The 25,192-nt window shown below is 72.5% G+C and carries 27 protein-coding genes; 12 read left to right on the top strand and 15 right to left on the bottom strand.

What is annotated here, in order from left to right:
• Positions 1 to 107 precede the first annotated feature (107 nt).
• The 3 genes from J5Y04_RS16800 to J5Y04_RS16790 form a co-directional block, all read right to left on the bottom strand.
• The gene (locus J5Y04_RS16800) at positions 108 to 1,199 is read right to left on the bottom strand and encodes a DUF3048 domain-containing protein (protein WP_209412828.1); all 1,092 of its coding nucleotides are present in this window, start codon (positions 1,197 to 1,199) and stop codon (positions 108 to 110) included.
• A 635-nt stretch (positions 1,200 to 1,834) separates the two neighbouring features.
• Positions 1,835 to 2,137 carry a hypothetical protein gene (locus J5Y04_RS16795; RefSeq protein ID WP_209412827.1) on the bottom strand — a complete coding sequence of 101 codons (303 nt, stop codon included), beginning with the start codon at positions 2,135 to 2,137 and terminating at the stop codon, positions 1,835 to 1,837.
• Positions 2,138 to 2,550: 413 nt separating this feature from the next.
• On the bottom strand, positions 2,551 to 3,540 hold the full coding sequence (locus J5Y04_RS16790) for an alpha/beta fold hydrolase (RefSeq protein WP_209412826.1): 990 nt from the start codon (positions 3,538 to 3,540) through the stop codon (positions 2,551 to 2,553).
• Positions 3,541 to 3,731: 191 nt separating this feature from the next.
• Here J5Y04_RS16790 and J5Y04_RS16785 point away from each other — a divergent pair, with 191 nt between their 5' ends.
• The gene (locus J5Y04_RS16785; protein WP_209412890.1) at positions 3,732 to 4,304 is read left to right on the top strand and encodes a helix-turn-helix domain-containing protein; all 573 of its coding nucleotides are present in this window, start codon (positions 3,732 to 3,734) and stop codon (positions 4,302 to 4,304) included.
• A 199-nt stretch (positions 4,305 to 4,503) separates the two neighbouring features.
• Here J5Y04_RS16785 and J5Y04_RS16780 read toward each other — a convergent pair whose 3' ends face one another.
• Together J5Y04_RS16780 and J5Y04_RS16775 are read right to left on the bottom strand one after the other, a co-directional pair.
• The gene (locus J5Y04_RS16780; RefSeq protein ID WP_209412825.1) at positions 4,504 to 5,100 is read right to left on the bottom strand and encodes an NADPH-dependent F420 reductase; all 597 of its coding nucleotides are present in this window, start codon (positions 5,098 to 5,100) and stop codon (positions 4,504 to 4,506) included.
• Positions 5,101 to 5,141: 41 nt separating this feature from the next.
• A complete protein-coding gene (locus J5Y04_RS16775) occupies positions 5,142 to 5,975 on the bottom strand; it encodes a 3'(2'),5'-bisphosphate nucleotidase CysQ (protein WP_209412824.1) in 834 nt (277 codons plus the stop codon).
• 136 nt (positions 5,976 to 6,111) lie between these two features.
• On the opposite strand from J5Y04_RS16775, the gene J5Y04_RS16770 reads away from it, so the two are divergent.
• A complete protein-coding gene (locus J5Y04_RS16770; RefSeq protein WP_209412823.1) occupies positions 6,112 to 7,017 on the top strand; it encodes a LysR family transcriptional regulator in 906 nt (301 codons plus the stop codon).
• A gap of 196 nt (positions 7,018 to 7,213) precedes the next feature.
• Here J5Y04_RS16770 and J5Y04_RS16765 read toward each other — a convergent pair whose 3' ends face one another.
• From J5Y04_RS16765 to J5Y04_RS16755, 3 genes are all read right to left on the bottom strand, one after another.
• On the bottom strand, positions 7,214 to 7,498 hold the full coding sequence (locus J5Y04_RS16765; RefSeq protein ID WP_209412822.1) for a hypothetical protein: 285 nt from the start codon (positions 7,496 to 7,498) through the stop codon (positions 7,214 to 7,216).
• A gap of 491 nt (positions 7,499 to 7,989) precedes the next feature.
• The gene (locus tag J5Y04_RS16760) at positions 7,990 to 8,385 is read right to left on the bottom strand and encodes a transcriptional regulator (protein ID WP_209412821.1); all 396 of its coding nucleotides are present in this window, start codon (positions 8,383 to 8,385) and stop codon (positions 7,990 to 7,992) included.
• A complete protein-coding gene (locus tag J5Y04_RS16755) occupies positions 8,382 to 9,029 on the bottom strand; it encodes a hypothetical protein (RefSeq protein WP_209412820.1) in 648 nt (215 codons plus the stop codon). The genes J5Y04_RS16760 and J5Y04_RS16755 overlap by 4 nt, the downstream gene beginning before the upstream one ends.
• Before the next feature lie 235 nt (positions 9,030 to 9,264).
• On the opposite strand from J5Y04_RS16755, the gene J5Y04_RS16750 reads away from it, so the two are divergent.
• Positions 9,265 to 9,480 (top strand): hypothetical protein, encoded by a 216-nt coding sequence (locus J5Y04_RS16750; protein ID WP_209412819.1) that lies wholly within the window; start codon positions 9,265 to 9,267, stop codon positions 9,478 to 9,480.
• 57 nt (positions 9,481 to 9,537) lie between these two features.
• Here the strand turns inward: J5Y04_RS16750 and J5Y04_RS16745 are convergent, their stop codons facing one another.
• Positions 9,538 to 10,149: an RICIN domain-containing protein gene (locus J5Y04_RS16745; RefSeq protein WP_209412818.1), complete on the bottom strand. Its 612-nt coding sequence runs from the start codon at positions 10,147 to 10,149 to the stop codon at positions 9,538 to 9,540.
• Positions 10,150 to 10,275: 126 nt separating this feature from the next.
• The gene (locus tag J5Y04_RS16740) at positions 10,276 to 11,271 is read right to left on the bottom strand and encodes a helix-turn-helix domain-containing protein (protein WP_209412817.1); all 996 of its coding nucleotides are present in this window, start codon (positions 11,269 to 11,271) and stop codon (positions 10,276 to 10,278) included.
• Between the two features lie 396 nt (positions 11,272 to 11,667).
• On the opposite strand from J5Y04_RS16740, the gene J5Y04_RS16735 reads away from it, so the two are divergent.
• Positions 11,668 to 12,777 carry a mechanosensitive ion channel family protein gene (locus J5Y04_RS16735; protein ID WP_209412816.1) on the top strand — a complete coding sequence of 370 codons (1,110 nt, stop codon included), beginning with the start codon at positions 11,668 to 11,670 and terminating at the stop codon, positions 12,775 to 12,777.
• 476 nt (positions 12,778 to 13,253) lie between these two features.
• On the opposite strand, the gene J5Y04_RS16730 is transcribed toward J5Y04_RS16735, so the two are convergent.
• Positions 13,254 to 14,327, bottom strand: coding sequence for an acetylhydrolase (locus tag J5Y04_RS16730; protein WP_209412815.1), 1,074 nt, complete (start codon positions 14,325 to 14,327; stop codon positions 13,254 to 13,256).
• 84 nt (positions 14,328 to 14,411) lie between these two features.
• Here J5Y04_RS16730 and J5Y04_RS16725 point away from each other — a divergent pair, with 84 nt between their 5' ends.
• Positions 14,412 to 15,368, top strand: coding sequence for a helix-turn-helix transcriptional regulator (locus J5Y04_RS16725; RefSeq protein WP_209412814.1), 957 nt, complete (start codon positions 14,412 to 14,414; stop codon positions 15,366 to 15,368).
• 395 nt (positions 15,369 to 15,763) lie between these two features.
• Here J5Y04_RS16725 and J5Y04_RS16720 read toward each other — a convergent pair whose 3' ends face one another.
• Together J5Y04_RS16720 and J5Y04_RS16715 are read right to left on the bottom strand one after the other, a co-directional pair.
• On the bottom strand, positions 15,764 to 16,213 hold the full coding sequence (locus J5Y04_RS16720; RefSeq protein ID WP_209412813.1) for a hypothetical protein: 450 nt from the start codon (positions 16,211 to 16,213) through the stop codon (positions 15,764 to 15,766).
• 95 nt (positions 16,214 to 16,308) lie between these two features.
• On the bottom strand, positions 16,309 to 16,566 hold the full coding sequence (locus J5Y04_RS16715; RefSeq protein ID WP_209412812.1) for a hypothetical protein: 258 nt from the start codon (positions 16,564 to 16,566) through the stop codon (positions 16,309 to 16,311).
• Positions 16,567 to 16,769: 203 nt separating this feature from the next.
• Between J5Y04_RS16715 and J5Y04_RS16710 the strand changes: the two genes are divergently transcribed.
• From J5Y04_RS16710 to J5Y04_RS16695, 4 genes are all read left to right on the top strand, one after another.
• Positions 16,770 to 17,486, top strand: a complete 717-nt coding sequence (locus J5Y04_RS16710; protein WP_209412811.1) for a GntR family transcriptional regulator — start codon at positions 16,770 to 16,772, stop codon at positions 17,484 to 17,486.
• Between the two features lie 58 nt (positions 17,487 to 17,544).
• Entirely contained in the window at positions 17,545 to 18,408 is an 864-nt protein-coding gene (locus tag J5Y04_RS16705) for a hypothetical protein (protein ID WP_209412810.1), read from the top strand.
• A gap of 275 nt (positions 18,409 to 18,683) precedes the next feature.
• Positions 18,684 to 19,982, top strand: coding sequence for a tyrosinase family protein (locus tag J5Y04_RS16700; RefSeq protein ID WP_209412809.1), 1,299 nt, complete (start codon positions 18,684 to 18,686; stop codon positions 19,980 to 19,982).
• Position 19,983: 1 nt separating this feature from the next.
• Positions 19,984 to 20,487, top strand: coding sequence for a hypothetical protein (locus J5Y04_RS16695; RefSeq protein ID WP_209412808.1), 504 nt, complete (start codon positions 19,984 to 19,986; stop codon positions 20,485 to 20,487).
• 404 nt (positions 20,488 to 20,891) lie between these two features.
• On the opposite strand, the gene J5Y04_RS16690 is transcribed toward J5Y04_RS16695, so the two are convergent.
• Positions 20,892 to 21,470: an NUDIX hydrolase gene (locus J5Y04_RS16690; RefSeq protein ID WP_245204903.1), complete on the bottom strand. Its 579-nt coding sequence runs from the start codon at positions 21,468 to 21,470 to the stop codon at positions 20,892 to 20,894.
• Positions 21,471 to 21,586: 116 nt separating this feature from the next.
• Here J5Y04_RS16690 and J5Y04_RS16680 point away from each other — a divergent pair, with 116 nt between their 5' ends.
• The 3 genes from J5Y04_RS16680 (at position 21,587) to J5Y04_RS16670 (ending at position 24,254) form a co-directional block, all read left to right on the top strand.
• On the top strand, positions 21,587 to 22,939 hold the full coding sequence (locus tag J5Y04_RS16680) for a phosphotransferase (RefSeq protein ID WP_245204902.1): 1,353 nt from the start codon (positions 21,587 to 21,589) through the stop codon (positions 22,937 to 22,939).
• Between the two features lie 137 nt (positions 22,940 to 23,076).
• Positions 23,077 to 23,244: a hypothetical protein gene (locus J5Y04_RS16675; RefSeq protein WP_209412807.1), complete on the top strand. Its 168-nt coding sequence runs from the start codon at positions 23,077 to 23,079 to the stop codon at positions 23,242 to 23,244.
• Positions 23,245 to 23,756: 512 nt separating this feature from the next.
• Positions 23,757 to 24,254: a phosphoribosyltransferase gene (locus J5Y04_RS16670; RefSeq protein WP_209412806.1), complete on the top strand. Its 498-nt coding sequence runs from the start codon at positions 23,757 to 23,759 to the stop codon at positions 24,252 to 24,254.
• 406 nt (positions 24,255 to 24,660) lie between these two features.
• Here the strand turns inward: J5Y04_RS16670 and J5Y04_RS16665 are convergent, their stop codons facing one another.
• On the bottom strand, positions 24,661 to 25,017 hold the full coding sequence (locus J5Y04_RS16665; protein ID WP_209412805.1) for a hypothetical protein: 357 nt from the start codon (positions 25,015 to 25,017) through the stop codon (positions 24,661 to 24,663).
• Positions 25,018 to 25,192: the final 175 nt, after the last annotated feature.

The following is a 25,192-nucleotide window of genomic DNA, read 5'->3' as shown; positions in this document are numbered from 1 at the left end:
GCGTCGGCGTACCGGTCGCGTTCGCAGGGCCTGCTGGATGTTCTCCAGGGTCATCCCGGCTGCCCGGCAACGGACCCGGGTCGACCTCAGCCGCCGGCTGCCCGGCCTCACGCAGGTTCGAGGACGATCCAGACCTGCCCGGGGTGGAAGGCCATCTGCCCGCCCGCGTACCTGAACTCCGTGACGGCGGCGGCATCGGGCCGGGACCAGCTGCCCCGGTACGCCGCGCCGTCCCGCAGGAAGACCGCGTCGCCGCTGCCGACGGTCGGGGCGAACGGCAGCACGTGCCCGAAGGAATCGACCAGCCCGCGCGGTGACGTGGTCTCGGCGACCTTCTGCACCACGACCGTCGGCGCGCCCATCTGCCCGGCGTCCGTCGTCATGGCCGGCATGCCGTCCACCGCCACCAGGTACCTGCCCTCCGCGGCGGACCAGGTGAAGGTGAACGAGGCCGCGGGCATTCGCGCGGTGAACGAGCCGGTCGGGACTCCGCCGGCCGGTGCGTCGCCGAAGCGGAACCCGACGTCCCGGGCCACCGCCGCGTCCGGGAAGTGGTGCAGAATCCCGGACGGCACCACGTACTGGTTGAACGGCGGCACGTTCCAATGCCCACGGAAGAACGAATTGTCCTGCTGCGGCGAGCAGTTGAACACATCGGCCCGGGCCAGATCCGGCAGGAACGCGGTCTGCGCCCCGGAGTACGCGAAGTCCACACGCCCGTACTGCTGCAGGAGGGGCAGATCGGTCTCCCGGGCACTGCGCACCGGGCCGATCCGGTCGCCCGCGGGCAGGTGGTTCGAGTCGTAGACCGCCAGGAGCCGGGAGAGGCCGCCCTCGACCTCGATCGCGTAGACCACGTCGGCCGCGTTCACACCCGTCTGGGGCCGGGCGGCGGCGGCATTGTCGATCTTAACGGCGATGACCCGGCCCGCGTCACCCGGCAGCCCGGTGAGCGGTGACACGCCACCGGGGGCGGCGGGGGCCGACGGGGCCGACCCGGCGACAGGCGGCCCGGCGACAGGCGGCCCGGCGGGCGGCGGGCCGGTCCCCGTGCGCTCCGGGGAGCCTCCCTGGCCGACGGTGAGCACGACGGCCAGCACCGTCCCCAGGACCACGGCGCCGCCGACGACAAGGGCGATGATCCGCCGCCGCAGGCGCAGCGCCCGCCACCAGCCCGGCCCTTGCTCGAAGAACCCCATCCGGGCCCACCTCCGCGCCCCCGGCTGTCGGGAACCCCGCCACCTGTGATGACGAGCCTGCAGCTTGCCCGGTTCCCCTCGATGCCTCGGCGGGTCCGGCCCGCGCACCGGCCGGAGCATTCGGCCCGACGGGCGAAGGCGTCCAGCACCCGGGACACGGGTGGTCTGGGCGTGCCCGCCCCGACCGGCCGGGGGCGCGGGCGTTGACGGCCCCCGGGCACGTGACGGTCACCTGGCCGGTGGGGCCGTCGCCTGCCCGGCCCTTCCGGCAGAGCCCCCGACGCCGGGGCGTGCCGGCGCCCTGAACGCCGACGGCTCCCTGACCCTGCAGCCGGCATGCACCCGCCCGACCACGACCAGGACAGGCCCAACCGGCTCCCCGCCCCCTCCCCGCCTCCCGACGGCCCCTTCGCGGCGTAATCGATGCCCTCGGCGGCGGCCTACCGCAGCCTCGCCGAACGGGCGGCTCCCGAGCATCGAGATTGTCCGCCTGGCACTGGCAGGCGACCGGGTTGTCAGAGGGAGCTCATGGTCTCGGTTCATGATCGGCGGGTGGTGTGCCCGCGTTGAGCGTCGAGGTCGCGGCGGGGGCCGGGCGTCAGTACCTGGAGTTCGGGGCCCGGGCCCCGGCCGGGTCAGTAGCCCTCGCGCACCTCGAACACGCCGCTGTCCCAGTACACGGACGGCTCGTCGGCCTCGCTCGGCCAGTCGCTTTGCAGATGGCGGCGGCCGCGCCCCAGGGCGCCGGCCCGGTGCGGACTCAGCCGCCCCGCCATCAGGTCGTCCGCCTCGGCGTCCGTGATCGGCAGCAGGGTCCGGTACTGCGCGTCCTGCGAGGCGGCCCAGTCGACGTACTCGGTGAAGACGCTCACGAAGGCCTGCGAACAGAGGCTGCAGCGCCGGACGGAGACGATGAAGTGCGAGTCGTCCTGGATCATCTTCTCGAGCCGGACCCCGATGTGGCTTTGGTGGTGCGCCCGCGCCACCAAAGCCACATCGGCACAGCACGCCTCGCACCCGAAACCCGCGGACTCCGTCACGCCGTCCCCCTGTGGTTGCACCCCTTGTCCGGCCGTAGGGCCAGTATGAGGCGCTGGGGGCCGGAGATCCGCGCTGAGTGCCAACCGGCCCTGCGCTCACGGCCAACTCTGCCTGCGGCCTTGGCTCCACGATGAGAAGCAGACCGGGCGTGACGGTCTGACTGGTTTGGAGAGCCCACTCGTGACGGGGAGGGCCGGCGCAACGTGCCGGGGGACGCGCGGCGCTGAGCGGGCGTGAGGTTCGGGCGCTGCCCTCGGGTGTGCCGGCCGGGGTTCTCCTGCGACGGAGGCCGGCCGGCGCACCCGCCGATTCAGCCCTGGAGGGAGGCGAGCCAGGCGGCCAGCAGGCGGTTGACCTCCTCGGGACGCTCCTGCTGGATCCAGTGCCCGCAGCCGTCCAGGATGTGGGTGGAGGCCAGGGCCGGGAGAGTGGCCGGGTAGGCGTCGATCGCGTCGGCCATCCAGGTCGTGGAAGCGTCCAGGGCGCCGCCGATGAACAGGGACGGCTGCTTGATCGGGGCTCCGCCGTACGGGGCGAGGTCCTCCCAGTCGCGGTCCATGTTGCGGTAGCGGTTGAGGGCCCCGGTCATGCCGGTGCGCTCGAACTCCCCGGCGTACACGTCGAGATCGTCCTCGGTCAGCCAGGCGGGCAGCTTGCCGCCGGGGAAGCGGTCGCGCAGCCGGCCGCCGGTGCGGGCCACGAAGTGCGGGTCGGGCTCGCCCTGGGCGGGCATGGTGTCGGCGGACATGGCCGCGTAGAAGCCCGCGAGCCAGCCCCGGAGGTCGGGCTCCATCTCTGCTTCGGCCCGGCCGGGCTCCTGGAAGTACGAGACGTAGAACTCCTGGTCGCCGCCCATCTGCGCGAAGACGTCGGTGGGGCGGGGGCCGCCGGGCGGCGTGTAGGGGACGCTCAGCAGTGCGACGGCGCGGAAGACCTCGGGGTGGAGCAGGGCGGAGGCCGCCGCGATGCTGGAGCCCCAGTCGTGCCCGACGACCACCGCGCTCTCCTCGCCCAGGGCGCGCACCAGGGCGACGTTGTCCTCCACCAGGTCGAGCATCCGGTAGGCGTCCGTCGCGGCCGGCTTGGAGGAGCGGCCGTAGCCGCGCACGTCGAGCGCCACGGCCCGGTACCCCGCCGCCGCGAGGGCCGGGAGTTGGCGGCGCCAGGAGTACCAGGACTCGGGGAAGCCGTGGACGAGCAGGACCAGCGGTCCGGTGCCCTGCTCGACCAGGTGCAGGCGCCCGGCGGGTGCCTCGATGGTGCGGTGGCGCAGGTCGGCGCACGGCGCGGGCTGGTGCATCGCTTCTCCTCGGTTCACGGGCGGCCGCGGTTACCCACCGATCATGCGGCGCGGCGGTCGCGCGACGCGAACACCCTTGCCATCGTGGCAAACTGGCAGGACAGGGCGGTGGAGGCGGCACGGCCGGAGGAAGCGGGGCGACGGTGACGGTGACGGTGACGGACGACGGCATAGCCGACACGCTGGCGGCCATGGGCCCCCGGCTGCGGACCGCGCGCGAGCAGCACGGCGCCACACTCACCGGCGTCAGCCGCGCGACCGGCATCTCGCTGAGCACGCTGTCGCGGATCGAGACCGGCCGGCGCAGGCCGACCCTGGAGGTGCTGCTGCAGCTCGCGAAGGCGTACGACGTCTCCCTGGACGAGCTGGCCGGCACCGCACCCGCCGCGGCGGCCGGACCGCGCACCCCGGCGCCGCAGCGTTCCGGCAGCGACAAGGCGGTGCTACCGCTGACCCGGTACGTCGGGGGCCTGCACGCCCACAAGCACGTCCTGCCCGCCATCGACGCGCCGCCGGCGCGGCCGCGGCAGGTCTCCCACGACGGGTACGAATGGCTGTGCGTCCTGTACGGGCGGCTGTGGCTGGCGCTCGGCGAGCAGGACCTCGTCCTGAGCGCCGGGGACGTGGCCGAGTTCGACACCCGCACCGCCCACGGAGTCGCGAACGCCGGACCAGGCGGACCGGTCGAATACCTGATCATGTTCGGGCCGCAGGGAGAGCGCCTACGACCGCGCACCCCGGCCCCCGACCGCCGGGCCCGGTAGCGCGGAGCACGGCGTCCGGGCCCCGCGACGGTGCCTGCGGCTTCACGCCTCGGCGGCGTCGGGCCGCAGGACGGGGCAGCGGATGCAGGAGTGCTCGTGGACGCACGGACTCCTCGCCGGGCCGCAGCGAGCGGCGGCGGGAAGGCCCGGTGGTGGGTGGTGACGTCCTCCGGGTGGATCGCGGCGCGCGCTGGGCGGATCAGCGGGTGATCGAGATCGCGAAGGGCGCGAATCCGCTGGACCGGATCACGTGCGGCACGAACAGTATCGCGGCCTCCGTGGCGCGGGCGGTCCGGATCCCGCCGAGATCGGTGATCCACTCCTTGCGCCAGCCGAGGTCGACGAGCAGGTCGCGGACGCTCTGCTTGGCCTGCGGGTCCTCGCCGGAGAGGAAGGCGTCGGGCGCCCGGGTGAGCGTGGCCGGCGCGGTCATCACCGGGAAGAGCATGGTGTTGAGCGTCTTGACGACGCGCGTCTGCGGGAGCGCTTCCTGGAGCTGCTCGGCGAGGCTCGAGCCGGGGTAGATCAGGTCGGCGGGCAGTCCGTCCGGTCCGTCGACGGTGGCGTTGGAGACATCGACGAGGATCTTGCCGCGCAGTTCCTCCCGCAGGGCGGCGAGCCGTTCCAGCGAACCGGCGCCCGGGGTGGCGTTGATGACGATCCGGGCGGTCCGGGCGGCAGCGGCGGCAGCACCCGGCGCGCGGTCCACCGCGGTCACCTCGTGCCCTGCCCGGGCGAGGGCTGCGGCCAGGTTGCCGCCGACGCGGCCGTTCCCGAGAACTGCGATCGTGGTCATGGTGATCCGGTCCTTCCGTGTGTTCGGGTTGTGGTGCGCGGTCAGCGTGAGAGCGTGGTGACGGCCTGGGCGTGGACGCCGGGCGCGGCGGCCAGGAAGCTCTCGCTCTGCGGGGTCCAGGGGCGGCCCTGGGCGTCGGAGATCCGTCCGCCGGCCTCGGTGACGAGCAGCGCCCCGGGCAGCAGGTCCGCGCGGGCGCCGGCGAACTGCCAGAAGGCGTCCATCCGGCCGGCGGCCACGTTCACCAGGTGCAGGGTCGCGGGCACGGCGGTGCGGACGACGAGCGCGTCGAAGAGCATCGCGGTGATCGAGGAGCCGACGCGCCGCACGACCTTCTCGTCCTCGTCCGGCCGGGCCTGGCTGGTGGCCACGATGCCCAGGCCGAGGTCGGCAGTGGAGGAGACGTGCAGCGGCCGGCCGTCGAGGTGGGCGCCCGCGCCGGTGAGCGCGGTGTAGGTCTCGCCGGTCAGCGGCAGGTGGACCACGGTGAGCACCGGCTGGTTGTCACGCACGAGGGTGGCGGTGACCGCCCACTCCGGCAGGGCGTGCAGGTGGTTGACGTTGCCTTCGGCCGGATCCACGACCCACCACTCGCCGGCCGGCAGCGCCCCGCCGTCCAGCTCGTCCTCCACCCAGCCTGCGCCAGGGCGCAGGCGGGTGAGGCGGGGGCGCAGGATGTCGAGGGCCGTGTCGTCGTTGGCGGCGAGCGAGCGCATCAGTTCCTCGCGGCTCCGGTAGCGGACCACCTCGCCGAAGCGCTCGCGCAGCGCCGCGCCGGCCGCGCGCACGGCGTCCGCGGTCCGGCCGAGCAGGTCGGCGTCGGAGAGAGCGGCGTCGGAGAGAGCGGCGTCGGTGGTCTGAAGCATTTCGGACATGGCGGTACTCCCGGATGTGGAGGGGTGATGAGGCGTCGGGCCGCGCTGTGCGGTGCGTCCTGCGCTCTGGTTGTCGAAGGTATCCAGCCCCGGCATTACCTTCAAGTGCATGTCAAGCACGCATAGGATGACTCCCATGCAACTGGACTTGAACCTGCTCGCCGCCCTCGACGCGCTGCTGGAGGAGGGAAGTGTGGCCGGGGCGGCCGCGCGCCTGCATGTCACCGCCCCGGCGATGAGCCGGAGTCTGGGCCGGATCCGTCGCACGACCGGGGACCAGATCCTGGTGCGCACCGGCCGCACGATGACCCCGACGCCGTACGCGATCGCCGTCCGGGAACAGGTGCACGAGTTGCTGCACCAGGTCCAGGGGGTGCTGGCACCGAGCCGTGAACTCGACCTGGCGACGTTGGAGCGCACGTTCACACTCCGCTGGCACGATTCCCTGGTCGCCTTGAGCGGCCCCGCGCTGCTCAAGGCCGTACGCGGACAGGCCCCGGGCGTACGACTGCGCTTCGTCGCGGAGTCGAACGTCGACACGCCCGAACTGCGGCGCGGCGAGGTCGACCTGGAGGCAAACGCCAACCACCCGGGCGCACCGGACATCCGGGCCGAGAAAGTGGGCGAGACCCGCCTCGTCGTCGTCGTGCGGCAGGGGCACCCCCTCACCCGCGGCAGCGTCGTCACCGCACAGCACTACGCCGCCGCCGAGCACGTCACCGTCTCGCGACGCGGCAACCTCAGCAATGCCCTCGACGACGCCCTCGCACGGCTCGGCCTCACCCGCCGCGTGGTGGCGACCGCGCCCACGGAAGCGGCCGCGCTGGAGTTCGCGCGCGGCTCCGACCTGCTGATCAGCGTCCCCGAAGCCACCACGCGCCCGGCCGTCGCCGACCTCGGCCTGGCCGTGCTCCCCCTCCCGCTCGAACTACCCTCGGCACCCGTATACCTGTCGTGGCATCAGCGCTACGACACCGACCACGCCCACGCCTGGCTGCGCGGGCTGGCACGAACCGCGCTGGCCGCGTGCGCAACGTCGTAGGCGGCGCCGTCCGGCGCGGATCCGTTCACGGGAACGCCCGGAGCCGGCCTGCGCCCCGGCGGGGCCGGCCGGCGGGATCGCCGGGTGAGGCACCGGCCGCCGCAACCCGGGGAGGTGCCTGGACACCTGCACCGCACCGGAGGCCTTCGCCATGATCAAGCCCCTCGACTGTCAACAAGGCTCGTGGTCAATACGGCTAGCCGGTTGCCACAACGTGGCCGGCCGTGACCTGGGGAGGGTTGGGGAGCAGCGACGCGAGATTGTCCCGCACGAAGTCCGCCGCCCTCCGGACCGATTCCTCGGCCCCGGCTTCCTCTTCGAAGACGCTGGTGGAGACCATGACTCCGTCCCCGGCGTCGATCCAGTAATAGGCCACGAACCCGGAAACCTGGCGAAGAAGAGGCACGAAGCCCTCGGCTACTCGGCGGCCCGCCTCCTCGGGGTCGGTCACCCCTTCGTACCGCCGTACTGCTGCGTACACGTTGGTCTCCTCACGGGTCCCGAGGTCATCTCGTGCGGGACGACATACCCCTCACCGGGCGTCTCCCACTTGCGGGTATCCGGAAGGCACCCGGAAAGCCGCATGGGCAGCCACGGCCGGCCGCTGTGGCCGGCTCCGGACCGGGACGGACCGAGGCGCCTCAGGGAACTGCGGGCGGAGCCGCTTCTCGGGCTCTGGCCGCGATTTCGTGAACGGTCGCGCGGGGCTGGAAGGCAGGGCGGTTCGGGGCGGTCCGTGAACGGTTGCCGGCCCGGCAGCCGGTATCGGGCGGGAGGCCGTTCACAAGATCACGGCCGGGACCCCGAATTCCCCACCCTGCGCCCCGGGGCGAGCGGACTTGCCCGGTTGGTCTCCCTGCCGGGCGGCGCCGTCCGGCCTGCCCGTGTCAGGCCGGGTTCGGCCGACCGGGCGACGGGGCGACGGCCTGTCACCGCCGTCCTGTCACCCCCGCCCTGTCGCTCCCCGCTGGATCACGGGCTGGCTGGGAGGCCGGCGCTCTGGCGCGGCGCGGGGGTGGCGGGCCCGGGTCCGGCTTCTCCTTCGGGTCCTGCGGCCGCGGTGGGCCCTTCGAGTTGGCGGATCAGTGCTTTGAGCGCCGTGACCTCGTCGTCCAGGGCGTGCTTGCCTGCTCTGGTGAGGTGGATCCAGGTGCGGGCGCGCCGGCCCTCGTAGCCCTTCTCGACCGTGACCAGGGCGGCCTTCTCCAGGACGGCGAGGTGCTGGGAGAGGTTGCCGGCGGTCAGGCCGAGCGTGTCGCGCAGGAACGTGAACTCCACCCGCCGGGCTTCCCTGGTCACCGCGAGGATGCCCAGGCGCACCCGTTGGTGCACAACATCGTCAAGGCTGCTGGTGGGGTGTTCGCTCATTCGGCCGGCCGCCTCTGGATCCGTTGCTGCAGGGCCAGGCCGACGCCGCCGAGCAGGAGCACGCCTCCTCCGAGCAGGAGGTCCCGGCCGCCCCACGGCGAGGGGTCGGGCAGGTTGTCGGGATCGACCAGGAGAGCCAGGTAGGCGCAGGTGATGGCGAGGAGCGGCCAGCTGCGTTCGATCCGGGCGAGCAGCAGCAGTGCGAGGCCGATCGCTCCGGCCGGGCTCACCAGCGCGTCGAAGAGCGTGGAGAGGACTGTCGGTTCGCGGAAGTCGGGGTAGGGCCGCGTGCCCAGGATCGCCCACACCTCGTAGCCGGCGGTGATCACGCCCAGGACGGCGCCGAGCGCCAGGTAGGGGCCGATCCGGGTCCCCACACCGATCCGGTCGGAACGGCGTAGGTAGAACCAGCCGATAGCGGCGAAGGCGAGCACCATCGCCGCCGGGTAGTACCAGACCGCCAGCCGGACGTTGTCGCCCTGGCCGAAGCGGACCACAGGTGCCGCGCCGAAACGCACAGCGGCGAAGACCAGGAGAGCGAACCAGGCGCCACGCTGCTCACGACGGACGCGGTGGACCAGGTCCCGCCGCATCGCCAGCAGGCCGGCAGGGTCGCCCGGGGACGGGGCGGGGTGAGTTGTCATGGCAGTCATGTTTGCATAACAAACTGATTGTGGATAGAGACGGCTTTGCCATGACTCGCAAGGACGCGCCACCTCAGATGACGCCACGCGCAAACCGGTCGTCAGCACGTGGACGACCGCGGCGAAGACCGCCTCCTCGTCCAGGTTCGCGGCCCCACCGCCCTGCGGCGCACCCGAGCCGCCGGCAGCAACGGTTCCACCGGATCCGGGGCGGGTGCACCTGGATAATCGCCGGATGACGACTCTGCCGAACGGCACGTGGATTCAGCGCCGTGTCGAGACCCTGTGCCGGTCCTGCCTGAAGACCCAGGAGTTCCCGCCCGGCGAACTCACCGAGGACGGCACCTGGGAGATCCGCACCTGCCCCGGCACGAAGTGCGGCGCACCGTGGAAGACCGAGGCGCTGTACGCCTGCGGACCGGGCGACGCCACCGAGCCCGACGCCTACTGATGTCCGCCCAGCGGTGCCTCGCCCCGGCGAGGGGCGAGGCACCGCTCGGTCTGCGGCTCAGCCCCAGATGGTCCAGCGCGCGCCGCTCTGGCCGTTGTCCGTCCACTGCTGGGCGCGGGCACCGTTCTTGCTGGACGAACCCTCGATCTCCAGCCACTTGCCGCTGGTGTTCTTGAACCAGACGGTCTTCTCGTCCTTCCCGACCCAGAACTCCCACTCCGCGCCGGCCTGTTCGTTGCACGACCACAACTGGGCGTTGGCCCCGTTCTTGTGCGAGGAGTTCTCGATCTCCAGGCACTTCCCGTTGTGCACGTTCTTGATGTGGAACAGGCCGGGCTTGTCCTTCACGGGGTCGAGGCGCCACACCGCGCCCGACTGGCCGTTGCACGTCCACTGCTGGGCGCGGGCGCCGTTCGTGCTGGAGGAGCCCTCGATCTCCAGGCACTTCCCGCTGGCGTTCTTGATGAGGATCGGACCCGTGCCGCCGCGGGCGGCGAGGATGCCCTCGTCGGCCCGTGTGAGCGGGCCCGACCCGGTGGTGGCGCCGGCGGTGTCGTCCTGCGGTGCGGCGAAGGCATGGCCGCCGCCCAGGGCGGTGAGCGCGAGCGTCAGGGCGGCGAGACCGCCGGCGGCCGACAGCCGGTGCTTGCGGAGTCCGTTGCTGGACATGTGCTGTCCCCCTTCAAGGGTGCTGATGGGCTTCGCGTCCGCCGTCGATCCCCCGTGGTGGACGCACCATCAGCTTGCTGCGGCGGCAGCGGGATGTCGTTAGCACCCGGTCCACTGCCGCTTGGTTCAGAGTCCACTCCCGACCGCCGCCGCGCCGTGGCGGAAGTCGCGGGGCGGCAGCCCGTACGCGCCGCGGAACGCCCGGCTGAAGTCCGCGGCGCGGGTGAACCCGCAGCGGGTCGCGATGACGTGGACGGGCGTCGCGGCCAGTGCCGGGTCGGCGAGTTCGCGGCGGGCCCGTTCGAGGCGCTGGTGGCGGATCCAGGCGGAGACGGTCTCTTCCTCACCCTCGAACAGCCGGTGCAGGTAGCTGACCGAGATGTGGTGGGCGGCGGCGATGACGCCGGGGTTGAGGTCCGGCTCGTGCAGGTGGGCGCGGATGAACGCCCGGATGCGCCCGGTCAGCGCCCGGCGCCGGCTCTCCGGCGGCACGGCATCCTCGACGTCGAGGTGGTGGGCGAGCAGGGCAGACACCAGGTCGAGGGCGGCCACACCCAGCCGGGGTGCATCGGATGCCCGGTAGACGCCGGTGTCGGCGGCGATGCCGGCGAGCAGCTGGACGAGCAGGGCCCCCACGCCCTCGTCCCCGGGCATCCGGCGGGCCTTCAGCCCGGCGACTTTGTCCGGCGGCAGTGGCAACGCCCGCCGGGGGACGGTCACCCAGGCCCCGCTGATCCGCTGCCCCGGATCGTCGGTGCTCACCCGGAGGACGTTGGGCTGCGCGCTGTCCTGCAACACCAGGTCGTACGGACGGTACGCGCCCAGGCCGTCGGACCGGACCACGGACGCGGCGTCGTTGAACGGGAGCGAGAGGATGTACAGCTCGGGGTCGTCGGACGCGCGGACCAGCCGCGAGGACCGGAGCGCGGTCATCGGCGGGTGCTCCATCGTCCAGAGCGCCAGTTCACCGAGCGGCAGGACGCGCAACTCCGCCCGGAAGTCGGCTGCGTGCCCGGTGCGGGCCTCGAACGGCGCGATCATCCGCGCGACTTGCTGACGCCAGTACTCGAAGCGGTCCGGCGGCGCCACGTCCTCGGTCCGGAACACCGTCTCGGCCAGCATGCCTGCCCTCCCCGACTCGCCTCCCTGGTACGGGCATTGTCACACCGCGAACAGCGGCGGCGCAGCGGACGGGCAAGGGCACCCGGACCGAGCCGCCCACCGAGCGCAGCAGGGCCACCCCCCGAAGCCGGCTCGAACGCGCCGGCAGGCCCACAGCGACAGCGGACACACGACGAGGCGGGCCGCGGGGATCGGGTGCCGGGCGGGCGGAATGCCGGGGTCCGGTTGTGGCGGCGGCCGGGCCATCGGGCAGGATGGCAGTCCGTTCGGAATGCGAACATCCGTTCCAACGTGGTTACGCAAACACGACCTGACAGGCGACCAAGTGACGACACAGCACATACGGCGGCCGGCGGCGGCCCGTTCCCTTTCCCTCCACGCTGCGGGGGCAGGGCGGTGACCCGGGGCCTGGTCCTGCATGACTGGGTGGTGGCCGGCATCGCGCTCGCCTCCGGCTGTGTGGCCGCTCTGGTACTGCGGGCTGTGATGAAGTGGCTGGGCAAGCACGCGAGCCGGACCAAGTGGAGCGGGGACGACATCATCGTCGACGCGCTGCGCACCATCGTCCCGTGGGCGGCCGTGATGGCCGGGGCCGCGGTGGCCGCTTCGGCCCTGCCGCTCACCGCGCGGATCGGGGGGCTGGTCGACCAGTCGCTGACGGCCGTGCTCATCGTCATCGCGACGTTCAGCGCGGCCCGGGTGGTGGCCGGGCTGGTGCAGTCGGTGGCCGCGTCCCGGACGGGCGTGGCGGCGTCCGCGAGCATCTTCGTCAACATCACCCGCATCGTGGTGCTGACGATGGGCGTCCTCGTGGCCCTGGAGACCCTCGGGGTTTCCATCGCCCCGCTGGTCACCGCGCTCGGGGTGGGCGGTCTCGCGGTCGCGCTGGCGTTGCAGGACACCCTCGCCAACCTCTTCGCGGGTGTGCACATCCTCGCCTCGAAGACGGTCCAGCCGGGTGACTACATCCGGCTCACCAGCGGGGAGGAGGGGTACGTCGTCGACATCAACTGGCGCAACAGCGTGGTGCGCAACCTGTCGAACAACCTGGTGATCATCCCCAACGGCCGCCTGGCGCGGACGAACATGACGAACTACTCCCAGCCCGAGCAGAAGCTGTCGATCCTGGTCCAGGTCGGGGTCGGCTACGACAGCGACCTGGAGCACGTGGAGAAGGTCACCCTCGACGTCGTCGACAGCGTGATGGCCGACATCAGCGGCGGCGTGCCCGACCACGAGGCCGCCGTCCGCTTCCACACCTTCGCGGACTCCAGGATCAACTTCACCGTGATCCTGGGCGTCGGCGAGTTCAGCGACCAGTACCGGATCAAGCACGAGTTCATCAAGCGCCTGCACCAGCGGTACCGCACGGAGGGCATCTCGATCCCCGCGCCCACGCGCACCGTCTCGCTCCAGCAGGACGGGACGGACGCACCGTCGTCCCTCACCCCGGTTCCGCACCAGCGGGACACGTCGTCCGAGGTGCCGGCGGAGCGGCCGCGGTAGCCGGCGCGGGGGGCAAACCCGCTCAAGCGCGTACACGGCTGAACCACCGGGTCCGGCGCAAACCCGGGCCGGGCAGTGCGACCGCCCCGGCCGCCGCCCTCGCCGGGCGGTGGCCGGCGGCATCCTCATCTGGTGACAGGCATGTCAGCGGTCGGCGGGGGGGGCTGTTCCCCTGTCGTGGGCGGGGTGTCGGTGAAGAGGGGCATGCCGAGGTTGACCGGTTGGGGCCGGCCGTCGGCGCGGGTTCGGGCGAGGCTGCTGAGCTTGGCGGTGGCGGCGTCGTGGCCGACAACCCCTCGGGCGAGCGGCTCTCGCACCCGAATCACCGGGCGAGCCGGCCCGCGAGCAATGCCCCCGAGACACCCGGTCCCGTCCAAGTCCCGCCCCGTCCCGTCCCGTCCGCCGATGCCGGCCGCCACAGAGGCGCCGCCCCGTCCAATGGCGTCCCTCTTCTCACGGGCGGCGACGCAGTCCGGCTACAACAGATGGCGGGCGAAGAAGGTCCCCACCCGGCGTCGTACCTCGGCGAGGGTCACGGCCGGGTCGCCGGTGCCGACGAGCGCGGCCTGCGTTGCCGCCGTCACGAGACCGGCGGTTCGGAGCCGCGCGACGAGCGGGCCGTAGTCGGTGAACGCCCAGTGGTTCGCGTCGGCGAGCAGCACGCGGGGGCCGGGAAGGCCCGCCCAGGAGGACTCGATGCGAGCGGCGCCCTCGAATCCGTCGGTGCGCAGCAGCAGCAACGGCCGGTCGGCTTCGACCGGCGTCAGGTACAGGTCGAGATAGCCCTCCAGGTTCGCCACCGCGCCGACCCGGCGGTCGTGGCGGGCTGCGTACACCGCCGCCGTGCCGCCTGCGGAGTGCCCGTACAGCCCGATCCGGCAGGAGTCCATGACCGATGCGAGCGGCAGGTCGCCGAGCCGGTCCAGGACCAGCCGGAGGTCCGCGATCCGGGTGTCCACCATCGTGCGGAAGGTCTCCGGGTCCGGCGGTCCGATCAGGACGGTCGTCCGCAACCCGGTCGGCAGCTCCACCTGGGATGCGTCACCGGGGTGGTCGACGAGGACGACCACCCGGCCGTGGCTCGCCAGGTCCTCGGCGAGGGTTGTGCCGAGCGTGCGGGAGTCACCGCCGCCGGGTGAGTACACCAGCACCGGCCGCCGCCCGGGCAGCGGCGGCGCACCCACGTACCCGTGGGTGAGGACCGCGCCCCAGTCCACCACTCCCGGCTTCGGCAGTCCCGGGTGGCGCCCCGGGGCGTACTCGGCGAACACCGCGGCCTCGTCCGGGGTGAGCTGCGGCGCACGGGTGAAGCCGCGTACCGACCGGGCCGGGTACAGGACGGTCAGCATCAACTCCCGCACGCCGCCCACCCACGGGTCGGTACGGGAAGGGTCCGTCAGGTGGACTGTCCGCATGCCGACGGGGTACGGGCCGGCGGGCGCGGGCAGCCGGAGGACCGAGCCGCCGCCGGAGGCGGACGCAGCCGTGGGCAGCAGGGCGGCGGCACTCCCGAATAGGGTGCCTTTCAGAAGAGTGCGTCGAGAAGTCATACGAGCATCCTTGGGCGGGGGCCGTCACGATGCGAAGGTTCAGGCCCTGGCCGAAAGGCTGGCCCAGGACGAGGAGTTGTGAGGGTGCTGCGGATCCACTTCACCGCGCAGGACTTCGCCCGGATCCGCTTCGCACCCCGCCCGGCGCCGCTCCAGGAGCTGCACGCCGCCCTGACGACAGCCGTGACCCGGCGTGGCGGGCCTCTGTTCGCGCCGTGGCGCGGCCGTGTCCTGCGCTCCCTCCCGGCCGCGACCGACCCGCTCGCCGACCTGGTTCCGGCGGGCCGCCCGCCCTCCTTCCTCGACGTCCTCGGCGACACCATGGCCGACGGCTTCGAACAGATCCGCGCCGCCGACCCCGGTCTCGTCCGCTCCGAGCTGGAGCGGGTGTACGGGGCGGCGCCCGCCCCTCGCTGGGTCCGCGGCCTGCACGCGGGCGACGAGACGGCCTGGCGCACCCTGCACCGCGCCCAGCAGGCCGCGTACGAGACGGTCCTCGCCCCGGTCTGGTCCGTCGTACAGGATCTGCACCGTGAGGAGTTCACCCGCTACGCCCTGGCGGTCGCCGAGCACGGCGTGGCCGCCACGCTGACCGGCCTGGCCCCGGGCAGCCGGCTCCACGGGGGCGTGTGGGAGTGGCCCGGCGCAACGCCGGACCGCGACGTTTGCCTCGACGGGCGCAGCCTGGTTCTGCTGCCCACCTTCCACCACCCGGCGGGCCCGCTTCTTCAGGACACCCCGGGCCGTCCCGCAGTCCTGACGTACCCGGCCGGTCCCGGGCTCCCGCCCGCTGCGGGGCGCCCGGCCGTCCCCGCCGAGACCCCGGCCGCCGTCCTGGGCCGCACCCGGCTGGACGCCCTGCGCCTCCTCGCCGAGCCTCACACCACGACGTCCCTGGCCCGCGCCCTCCGCGTCAGCAACGCGACGGCCTCGTCCCACGCGGCGGCGCTCAGATCGGCGGGCATGGCGACGACAACCCGCACAGGCCGCTCGGTCACCCACCAGCGCACGGCCCTCGGCACGCTGGTTGCGGGCGCCTGACCGCCGTAGACGGTCGTAGTCCGCCACACCACGGCCCGCAGGCCACAGGTACCCGGCCGACGACGGCGGCCGGGACGGCGCCGAGCCGGACGGGCCGGACGGGCCGGACGTCGACCGGGTGCCCGGCGGTGGCGGCCTGCGTTCCAGATTTCCGGGACGGCGGCCGGCGGGCCGCACGGACACCGGGCGGGCGCCCGGGCGGAACGGCCCGCCAAGGACGAACGGGCGGCGGCGGGCCGCCACGGACACCGGACGGGCCGGGCCGGGCCGGGCCTGCGAGCCGTGCGGCCCGGTGAAGCCCGGTGAAGCCCGGTGTCCGACGCGGGTCACGTGAGGCTACGGTTCCTCGCGAGCCCGTCGCTCCACCACGGGGTGATGACCTCCCCCCTGGGCGGTCAGGCGTCCGGCTGGGTGACCGTGAGCCCCCAGTGCACGTCCGGCGCCGACGCGGCCACCGCGACGTGGAAGGAACGGCCCTGTTCGGCCGTCACCACCGCCGAGCCCGTGGCGACGACCCCGACCGGGCAGGCCACGGTGAACTCCACCGGCGTGGTGTCGCCGTAATCCGCCGTGAAGGCGACCCGCACCTCTTCCGCGCCGCCGCTGCCCGCCCGGCAGCCGACGGTGACCGTGACGGGCGGACCGGCCGGAAAGGCGCCACCGGTGACGGCCCCGCCGTCACCCACCCAGTCGGGGATCCAGATCAGCCCTTCCTGCCCCGGGTAGGACAGGACCTCACCCGTCCCGGGCGCCCCGGGCTGCTCGGCCGCCGCTGGAGCGGCCGCCCCCGCCACCGCCGCCACCGCCGCAACCGCCGCCGCCCAGGCAAAGCTCGTACGCCTCATGGTTCTCCCCTCCTCGGCGCCGGGCCCGGCGGCCCGACGTACCCGTACGATCTCACCCGGCACTGACAACACGACCCGCCAGGACAAGCTGCCGGTCAGCCGTGGCCGACGGTGCCGCGTGCGTACATCAACTTCCCGGTTCCGCAGGCGAGGTGAGCCGTACCGTTCTTGCCGAACGACAGGGACGGCCAGCCGTCGCCGGTGGCGACCGTCTGACTGGTCCACCCGGCGGGTCCGCGCCTGGCGAGCACGACCTGACCGTTGTCGAGGCAGGCGATGAACAGGGTCTCGTGCGGGTCGCCCGCGGCGGAGGGGCGCCGGGGGCCGTTGGCGGCGTTGCCCTGGGCGACCACCTCGATGGTCGGGTCCGACCCGAACGAACTGGACCAGGCGCGCGCCGCCCCCCGGAGAGCCCGAAGTCCTCGACCTCCCAGACCTCGGCGCACTCGGCCTCGTGCCCCGGCAGCCACGGGTGAGGGCCCCGTGATGTCGCCTCCATGGATGTCGACCACAACGAAGATAATCGATTATCCATCTGATCATCTATCATATGGCCATGACCCAGACGACCCACACCTCGCCACACACCTCGCCCCCGGCGGGGAGGCAGATGCTCTCCGAGCGGGTCTACACACACCTGCGGGATGCGATCATGCGTGGGGACCACGCCCCCGGTGACGCCCTCAAACCCCAGGACCTCGCCAAAGAGCAGGGCGTGAGCCTGGCCGTCGTGCGTGAGGCGCTCGTGCGGGTGGTCGGCGAGGGCCTCGCCGACCGGCTGCCCAACCGCGGCTTTGCCGTCCCGGCCTTCTCCGACCGTCGCTGGCAGGAGATCACGGAGGCCCGCCGGACCATCGAACCGCTCATGCTGCGCATGTCCGTCGAACGCGGCGACGTGGACTGGGAAGCCCGCGTACGGGCCGCCCACCACCGTCTGGCCCGCACCCCGGCGTACGCACCGGAGGAGGGCAGGCACTACAGCAGTGCATGGGCCGAAGCCCACCGACTGTTCCACCGCACCCTGCTGGAGGGGTGCGGCAACCTCGTCCTGCTGGAGACCTTCGACCGGATGTGGACCGCGAGCGAGCTGGCCCGCCGCTGGTCGGCGCACCGCAACCCCGACCGGGACGGCCTCCTGGAACACCGCCGGCTGGAGGAGGCGGCCCTCGCCCGTGACGCCGACACCGCAGCCGAGGTCCTGACCCGGCACCTCACCCAGACCGCGGCCGGGCTGACCGACTGCCCTCACCACGAGCCCACGAACGAAGCCTGATGCGCCTCGCCCACCCGGCCGCACGTCCACACCTGATCACTGACATCGGAGCCACGGCATGACTTCCTTCGAGGCGGGCGCGGGCCGCCGCTGCCACAACGCCGTCAGCCCCCTGCACGCATCGGTGTACTTCGCACCGGAGCCGGAGGACGAACTCGCGGCACTCGGGCTGGAACGCGGAGCCATGGCCTACCTCGCGAGCCGCGCGGCACCGCTCGGGGCCGTCGGCGCGGGCACCGTCACCGCGACGTTCTACAACTTCAACCACGAGCACGTGCAGCGGTACATCCCGGCCGCATGGACCGTCACCACGCCGGAGGAGGTGCTCAGGGCACGGCTGCGCGGCGCGGACCGAACCCTGCAGCGGCTGCTCGGGAAGACGTCCCTCACGTCCACGGAGATGACCGAGGCGGCCGAACTGGCGCTGCGCGCCACCGAGGCCTGCCGCCGAGAGGCACGGCCGCTGTACGCCGCCAACGCCGGCCTCCCCGTACCCGAAGAACCGCACCTGGCCCTGTGGCACGCCGCGACACTGCTGCGCGAGCACCGGGGTGACGGTCACCTCGCCGCCCTGACGATCGCCGGCCTGTCCGGCATCGAGGCGCTGGTGCTGCACAACGCCACCGGCACGGCACCGACGTCAGCGCTGTTCATGCGGACCCGCGGGTGGTCCGCGCAACAGTGGGACACCGCCCGGGACCAGTTGCGCGAGCGCGGCCTGCTGGACGAGGAAGGCAACCTCACGCGGGCGGGCGCGACCCTGCGCGAGGAGACCGAGGTGTTCACCGACCGCCTCGACGCCGCCCCGTACGACCACCTCGGCCCGGCCGCCACCGCACGCCTCACCGAACTGGCGGACGGATTCTCCGGAACCCTCAGAGCAGCAGGCGCCTTCCCCCCGGTGCACTTCGGCAGGGGCTGAGGACAGGAGCCGGGAGCACGTCGACCACCCGGCCCGTCTCGACGTCCACGAGCACGCTGCCCCGGCAACTGCGCAGGTCGCCGAGTGCGGCCAGGGGGCGTGGACCGGCGCATCGCCAAGCGCCGGGGCGCAGGCGTCGGCGCCGGGCGGCGCTCCGGTCGGGCGGCCCGGCCAGGCGGTACTCCGGTCGACTGTACGGAGAACGCGCCGCACCGCACGGCTACCGAGGGCGGTCAACCGGTGCGCATACGTTGGCCCGCAACGGAGGTGACCCCATGACCATGAGCCGACGTGACATCAACTCCCTCAGCCCCGCCGAGCTTGACGACTACATCCACGCCCTCGGGATCCTGCGCGCACGGTCCGCGGCGAACCCGGACGACGTGACCGGCTACGACTTCCAGGCCGCGCTGCACAACGACCAGTTCGTGGGCCCGTGCGAGCACGGCAACGACCTGTTCCTGCCGTGGCACCGGTCGCACCTGTACCACTTCGAGAAGCTCCTGCAGGAGTCCGACCCGCCACGGACGGCGAACGTCATGCTGCCGTACTGGGACTGGCTGCACCCGCAGTCGACGGGGAAGTTCCCGCCCGCGTTCTCGATGCCCGGGCTCGTCGAGGACCGCATCACCGCTGCCGTGGATCTGCCGCCCGACACCCTGGAGATCGTGACGACCGAGACCGACCAGGGCGCGTTCGGCGGCTTCCCGGAGGCACACCCCGGGGGCGACTTCGGACGCCTCGAAAGCGGTCCGCACAACTTCATGCACTTCAACTTCATCGGCGGTCTGATGAAGTTCCCGAATACAGCCGCGATGGACCCGATCTACTACAGCTTCCACTGCTTCATCGACCTGCTCTGGGCCGAATGGCAGCGGCGCAACGGAGCACCCGCCCTCACCTCGCCCGACCACGACCTGCGCGGCTTTCTCCCCCAGGCCAAACACAAGGCCGCGGACTTCGCCGACACCGTGGCCCTGGGCTACGACTACGAGTACACGGACCAGCTGAAGACGGCCTTCGCCGTGGAGACCCCTCAGCCGGTCACCCGCCGGCTGCTGGCGACCGAGCCGTTGGCCCTGGTGTCCGCACCGAACCTCACGGCTTCGCTACGGAGCAACTCCCGAGCGGAGTTCAGCCTCGCGGCCCCGCCCGCCGAGGCCCGGAAGGTCGTGGTCCGGCTGGACGACCTGAAGGTCCCGGTCGCCGGCAGCTACGTGCTGCGCGCCTACGTCCACCCCGCCGACGTCGAGTTCCGCGCCGACGCCCCGGACTTCGCCCGCCGCTACGGCGTCGGCTACGTCGCGATGTGGAATGCACACCGCATGACCGACGGCGGCGACCGCGCTCCCGGCCACCACCGTGGTGCCGAACCGCACCCCCACCACCCGACCGAGTGCAACGCCCGCTTCGACATCACGGCCGTCCTCAAGGCGTCACACGCCGCCCCCGAGTCCCTGGTGCTGACGCTCCAGTACGTGCCGGCGAACGGCCCCGACGGGCAGCCCGAGGAACCGGCCGGACTGCTCGACGAAATCGCGCTGAAGGACGTCCTGATGGAGGTGTACAGCTGAAATGCGCACTCCTGTCTTCGAGCTCCACATCCAACCCATGTTCCGGGCGATCGACCGGGAACACATGACCTTCGCGGTCGACCTCTGGGACTACGACTCCGTGGTCGCGAACGCCGACGAGATCCTCTCCCGGGTTGACGGCGGCGGCATGCCGCCGGACGGGTCCGGCGGGCCCTGGCCGGAGGAGTGGGTCGCCGTGTTCCGCCGTTGGAACGAGAGCGGGCACAAGCGCCTCCAGCTCGGCACCGCGACCTTCGCCTTCAGCCACTCCGGCACCACCAACAACGTCACCGCGACCGGCACCTTCCCGGCCGCCGGATTCACCGGCTGGCTCCAGCTGGAGAACGAGACCGACAGCGCGAAGACGTACGTCCTCTACTACGAGGCCCCGGACGCGCCCGTCCCCGGTGTACCCGCCGCTTTCACCCTGAAGGAACGCTACCGCGACACCGACGCCCGTTCCGTGTTCGTGCGGGACAACACGGGTGTGCAGCAACTGCACTGAGCCGGACCGCGGCGGCCCCGGGGTGACCACCCCGGGGCCGCCGCTTCGTCGAGCGTGCCAGGAGGTTCGCGCAGGTCCGTGATCCCACAGGCCGGCCGGGGCCCGGGCAGCGGAGGGGAGGTGGATCCACCGTCTGGCGCCGGTGGCCGGTTCCGGTGGAATCGGCAGGGACAGGACGCCAGTCCCGACGGCGTCGCAGGTAGCCAAGTCCGTTCGCGATCCAGGCTTGTGGCGGCCCGGTACAGGGTGGCCACCAGGGGCAGGGACAAACCGGCTGCGGGGCGATTCTCACCGGCCTCCGGGCGGCCGGCCGGACGGTGGGCGGGCGTTGGTCCGACAGTATCCGGCGCGGGCCTCGGGCACATTCGTCTTCACGCGGTCAGTTGGCTGGTCCCGGTGTGCGGCTATTCGCTGTGCTCTGCGCGATGGCGCTGGAAGAGGGCCAGGGCGGCGATGGAGGGTGCGTCCTTGAAACGGCCTTCGGCGATGAGCTGCCAGACCTCCGCTTCGGAGAACCAGCGACTGATCAGGCCCGCCTCCGTCTCGTCGAGGTTGGTCTCGCCGGTGGTGAGGTCCGTTGCAAGAAGAACGTGGAAGCCCTGGTTGCAGAATCCGTAGGCCGCGAACAGGTGCCCCAACGGCGTCATGGCGCCGGCGGTCAGCCCGGTCTCCTCGGCGAGTTCACCACGGGCGAGGGCGAGCGGGTCCGCCTCCGGCTTGTCCTCCCAGGAGCCTTGAGGGAACTCCCAGTAGCGCCCCTGGACCGGGTACCGGTACTGCTCGACGAGATGGAACCCGCCGTCGGCATACGGGACGACGAGCGCGAAGTCGGGCTTCTCCACCAGGCCGTAGACGCCCTCGACACCGTCGTGCCGCAGGGTCTTGTCCTCGCGGACCGTCATCCAGCGGTTCGTGTAGACGACGGTGGTGCTGGTGGCCACCAGTTCGTGCTCGGGCAGTGCCGGAGACGTCTTCGTATGCATGCTCAGACGCTAGCCCAACGCAGAGAACCGATCCGTGTGGAGCACGGGCCGCAACACCCGGTGACAGGCCCGGTCCGGGAGGACCCGGCTCCGCCCTCGAGTGGGATGCAGAGGTCTTGATCGTCGCCGTGGAGATCCTCGGCAACACCGACGGGTTCCTGCACGCGCATGTGTGGCCGCGGGCGTGCTCCGCCCCCGGGCGCAACTCCGAAAGAGCGCAGGACCGGCCGCCTCACCGGATTCAGCCCCGCAACCTGTCCGCCACCCACTGCCCTGAACGCCCGGGCCCGATGGAGGCGCTCAAGTCGTACGGTGAGGGGATGCCTGTTCCCGGTGCGACCTCCCCAGCCGTTGCCCTGCAGAGCCTCCTGGCCGATCTCTGCTCCTCACCTGTGACTGTCGAGGGCTGGGAGACGCTGGAGCCCTGGGCCGTGGTCCGTGTCCGGTTAGGGGGTACGGCCGCTGCGCGCTCCGTCGTCGTCAAGTGGATGCAGACCGGCCGGGACCGGTCCCGTACCGCCGCATGGCGGCTGCGCACCGAGCTGGCGGCACTCCAGTTCCTCGGCGAGGACCTCGGGGTCGGCCTCACCCCTCGCGTCATCGCCGCCGACACGGCTGCGCGGTTCCTCGTTCTGGAAGACCTCGCGCCGCGCACCGCCCTGGACCGTCTGCTCCGACGCGACGGGGCGGCTGCCCACAGCGAGCGGCTGGTTGCCTTCGCCCGGGCCCGCGGCGAGCTGAGCGCGGCCAGCGCCGGAGAGGCCCTGCGCTACTACAGCCGCCGAGCCCGGCTGGGACCGGTCGACCCAGCAGCCGACAGGGCCGGGCGACTTGCCCCGCTCCGGGACACGGCGATCCGCCACGCCGCAGTGCTCGGGGCACCCGTCGACGGCCGGGCCACGCACGAACTCACCGCGGCCCTGGACGAACTGCACCATCCGGGACCGTTCCTCGCCCTCAGCAACGGAGACGCCGAAGCCAACAACATCCTCCTTCACCCTTCCGGCCCGGCCGATGCGCGCCTCATCGACTTCGAATACGCCGGCTACACCCACGCGCTGACCGACGCCGTGTGCCTGTATGTCCCCGGCCCTGCATGGATGACGGTGGGCGATCCGGCCACCACCGGACTGGCCGACCACTACCGCCACGCCCTGGCACGCGGCATTGCGGAAGCAGAGGACGATCAGCGCTACGGGTACGGGCTTGCCGCGGCCTGCATGTCCTGGGCGCTGGTCCGTCTCCAGCGGTTCGCCCTGCTGGACACCCGCCCACCCGGCGACCCCAGCCGCCTCCAGCTCATCGCCACACTCGAAGCCGCCGCACGAACCGCCGAAGCCCACAGGGCCCTGCCCCACCTCACCGCCTGGACCCACCGCATCGCCGCCTTGCTGCGACGCCGCTGGCCCGACGCGGACCAGGACTTCGCCGACCCGGCGCGATTTCCGCCCTACCGGGCCCGGAACTGACCGACAGAGTCACCCGCACAACCCCGCCGCCGAACGCCTCCCCGGCACGGCACGGCACGGCACGACACGGCACGGCACGGGCATCCCCCGGCTGAAACGCCGTACCGCCGGACCCTTGGAAGCCCTACGCTCGGCGCATGCTGATCCGCCACCTCATCGGCTGGCCCCTGTTCCTCACCGGCCTGGCACTGATGGTCCACTCCCGCCACGTCCCGCGGGCCGAAATGGCCACCACCGGCAGCGACTGGCGCTGGGCCCTGCCCGGCTTCGTCGTCACCATGGCCGGCATGGCCGTCCTCGGCTGAACCCCGGCCGACCCCGGAACCGGCCAGAACAATCCGACGACCGACGAGCCCGCCGGGCACGATCAGGGCGACCACCACCTCGGAGTCGATGTGCTCACTGGCGGCGCCCAGGCGCAACAGCTCCGGGTACAGGTCGTGGTGGGAGTCCTGGCCGGGCAGGACGACGACCTCTTGGTCGCGGCCGGCCACCGCGCACCCGGCACACAACGCCACCGGGGGAACCAGCGGCAGCAACCACCGCCCGCCCGCGCCGGGGCGTAGGGATACCAGGCGCAGTCGCAGCCATCCGACCCCCATCGCACCAGTGCCACCCAACAGGTGGATCCCGGATGCAGGCGCCAGCGCTCGCTCTGCTGCGGAACCGGGCCACGAAAGTGGAGCCGCCATCGAGCGGGCCGGGCGGCAGGGGCCGGTCCGGTCCGGAGCAGACCGCCAGAGCATGAAAGACCTCGCTTCCGCCCGGGGCGTGCCGGTGCTCGCCGCCGGGCGGGCCGGCAGGCACACTGAACGCTGTGACCGACGTGCGTGAGACGCTGGACTACCAGACATTCGGCCGGGCGGTACGCGAACTCGCGCAGACGATCGCCGACGACGGGTACGAGCCCGACGTGATCCTGAGCATCGCCCGCGGCGGCGTGTTCGTGGCCGGCGGTCTGGCGTACGCGCTGGACTGCAAGAACATCCACCTCGTGAACGTCGAGTTCTACACCGGCGTGGGCACGACGCTCGAAATGCCCGTCATGCTGGCACCCGTCCCCGATGCGATCGACTTCTCCGGCAGGAAGGTCCTGATCGCCGATGACGTCGCCGACACCGGCAAGACGCTGAAGCTGGTCCACGACTTCTGCCTCGACCACGTCGCCGAGGTGCGGTCCGCCGTCATCTACGAGAAGTCGCACTCCCTGGTGAAGTGCGAGTACGTGTGGAAGAAGACCGACGACTGGATCAACTTCCCGTGGTCGACGGAACCGCCTGTCGTCAGGCGCGACAGCCAGGTACTCGACGCCTGACAGCAGCCCTCCTGCGCCCGGCGGCGCGACCACCGCCCGCGGCCCCGCCCTCCCCCGCCCGTGGCCACTCGTTCGGGCGCACGCACACCGGCCCCGTGCCCCGGGCCGAGCAGCAACGCTGCCGCACGGGGCGCAGGCCGCGCTGCGGGCACCGGGGTGGGCCACCGGGCGTCGGAGGAATCGTGCAGTCCCCGCCGGCCGGACTCGTCGTGGTGGACGCCCCTCCTCCGCCCCGCCCGCCAACGCATCAGCGTCTTGTTCGCCATGCTCCGAGACGGCACCCGCTACGAGACCCGCACCTGCGCAACCGCACCCGCATGACCTGCGCAGCCTTGACGAAGGACGTAGAGGCACCCCCGGGGCGGGGCTCACCGCGCACGAGGCGGGTGCGGGTCAGAGCCGCGGGTCAGAGCCGCGGGTTCGTGATCGGCGGTGGCCCCGGCGGGCCCTGACGCCTCGCCGGTTCCGGTTGTGGTGGGGGCGCCCACTGCGGCTTCCTTCGGGCGGCCCGTTCCGTCCGCAGCTCGACCAGCCCGCCGCCGAGGACGGTCAGCCCCGCGATGATCACCAGGAAGACCAGCGGCCGGTGATCGTCACGAATCGTGGCGCACTCCGCGGGCTCCGGGGTGTAGGTGTACGTGTCCGGGTCGGGGTGCCCGACCCGGGGGCCGGCCGGGGCGAACACGGACCCGCACTCCCCCACGCTGGACTCGATCGCAGTGAACCCCCAGACGATCCCGCCGGTGAGCAGGATCAACCCCATGACAGTGAACCGCAGCCCCCGCACCGCTCCCCCGGATCCCTCGACGCCGCCGTACCGCACGGACAGGCTTACCGCATGGATCAAGGACTGTCAGCACCTGTGACCGGTCCTCCGCCCCGCTCGCAGGCGCGTCGTCCCACCGCCGTCGAGGACGACGGCGAACCCGTCGCACCCC

This window comes from Kitasatospora sp. RG8 (genome assembly GCF_017813315.1).
Classification (GTDB): Bacteria; Actinomycetota; Actinomycetes; order Streptomycetales; family Streptomycetaceae; genus Kitasatospora.
This window is presented reverse-complemented; position numbering and strand designations above follow the sequence as displayed.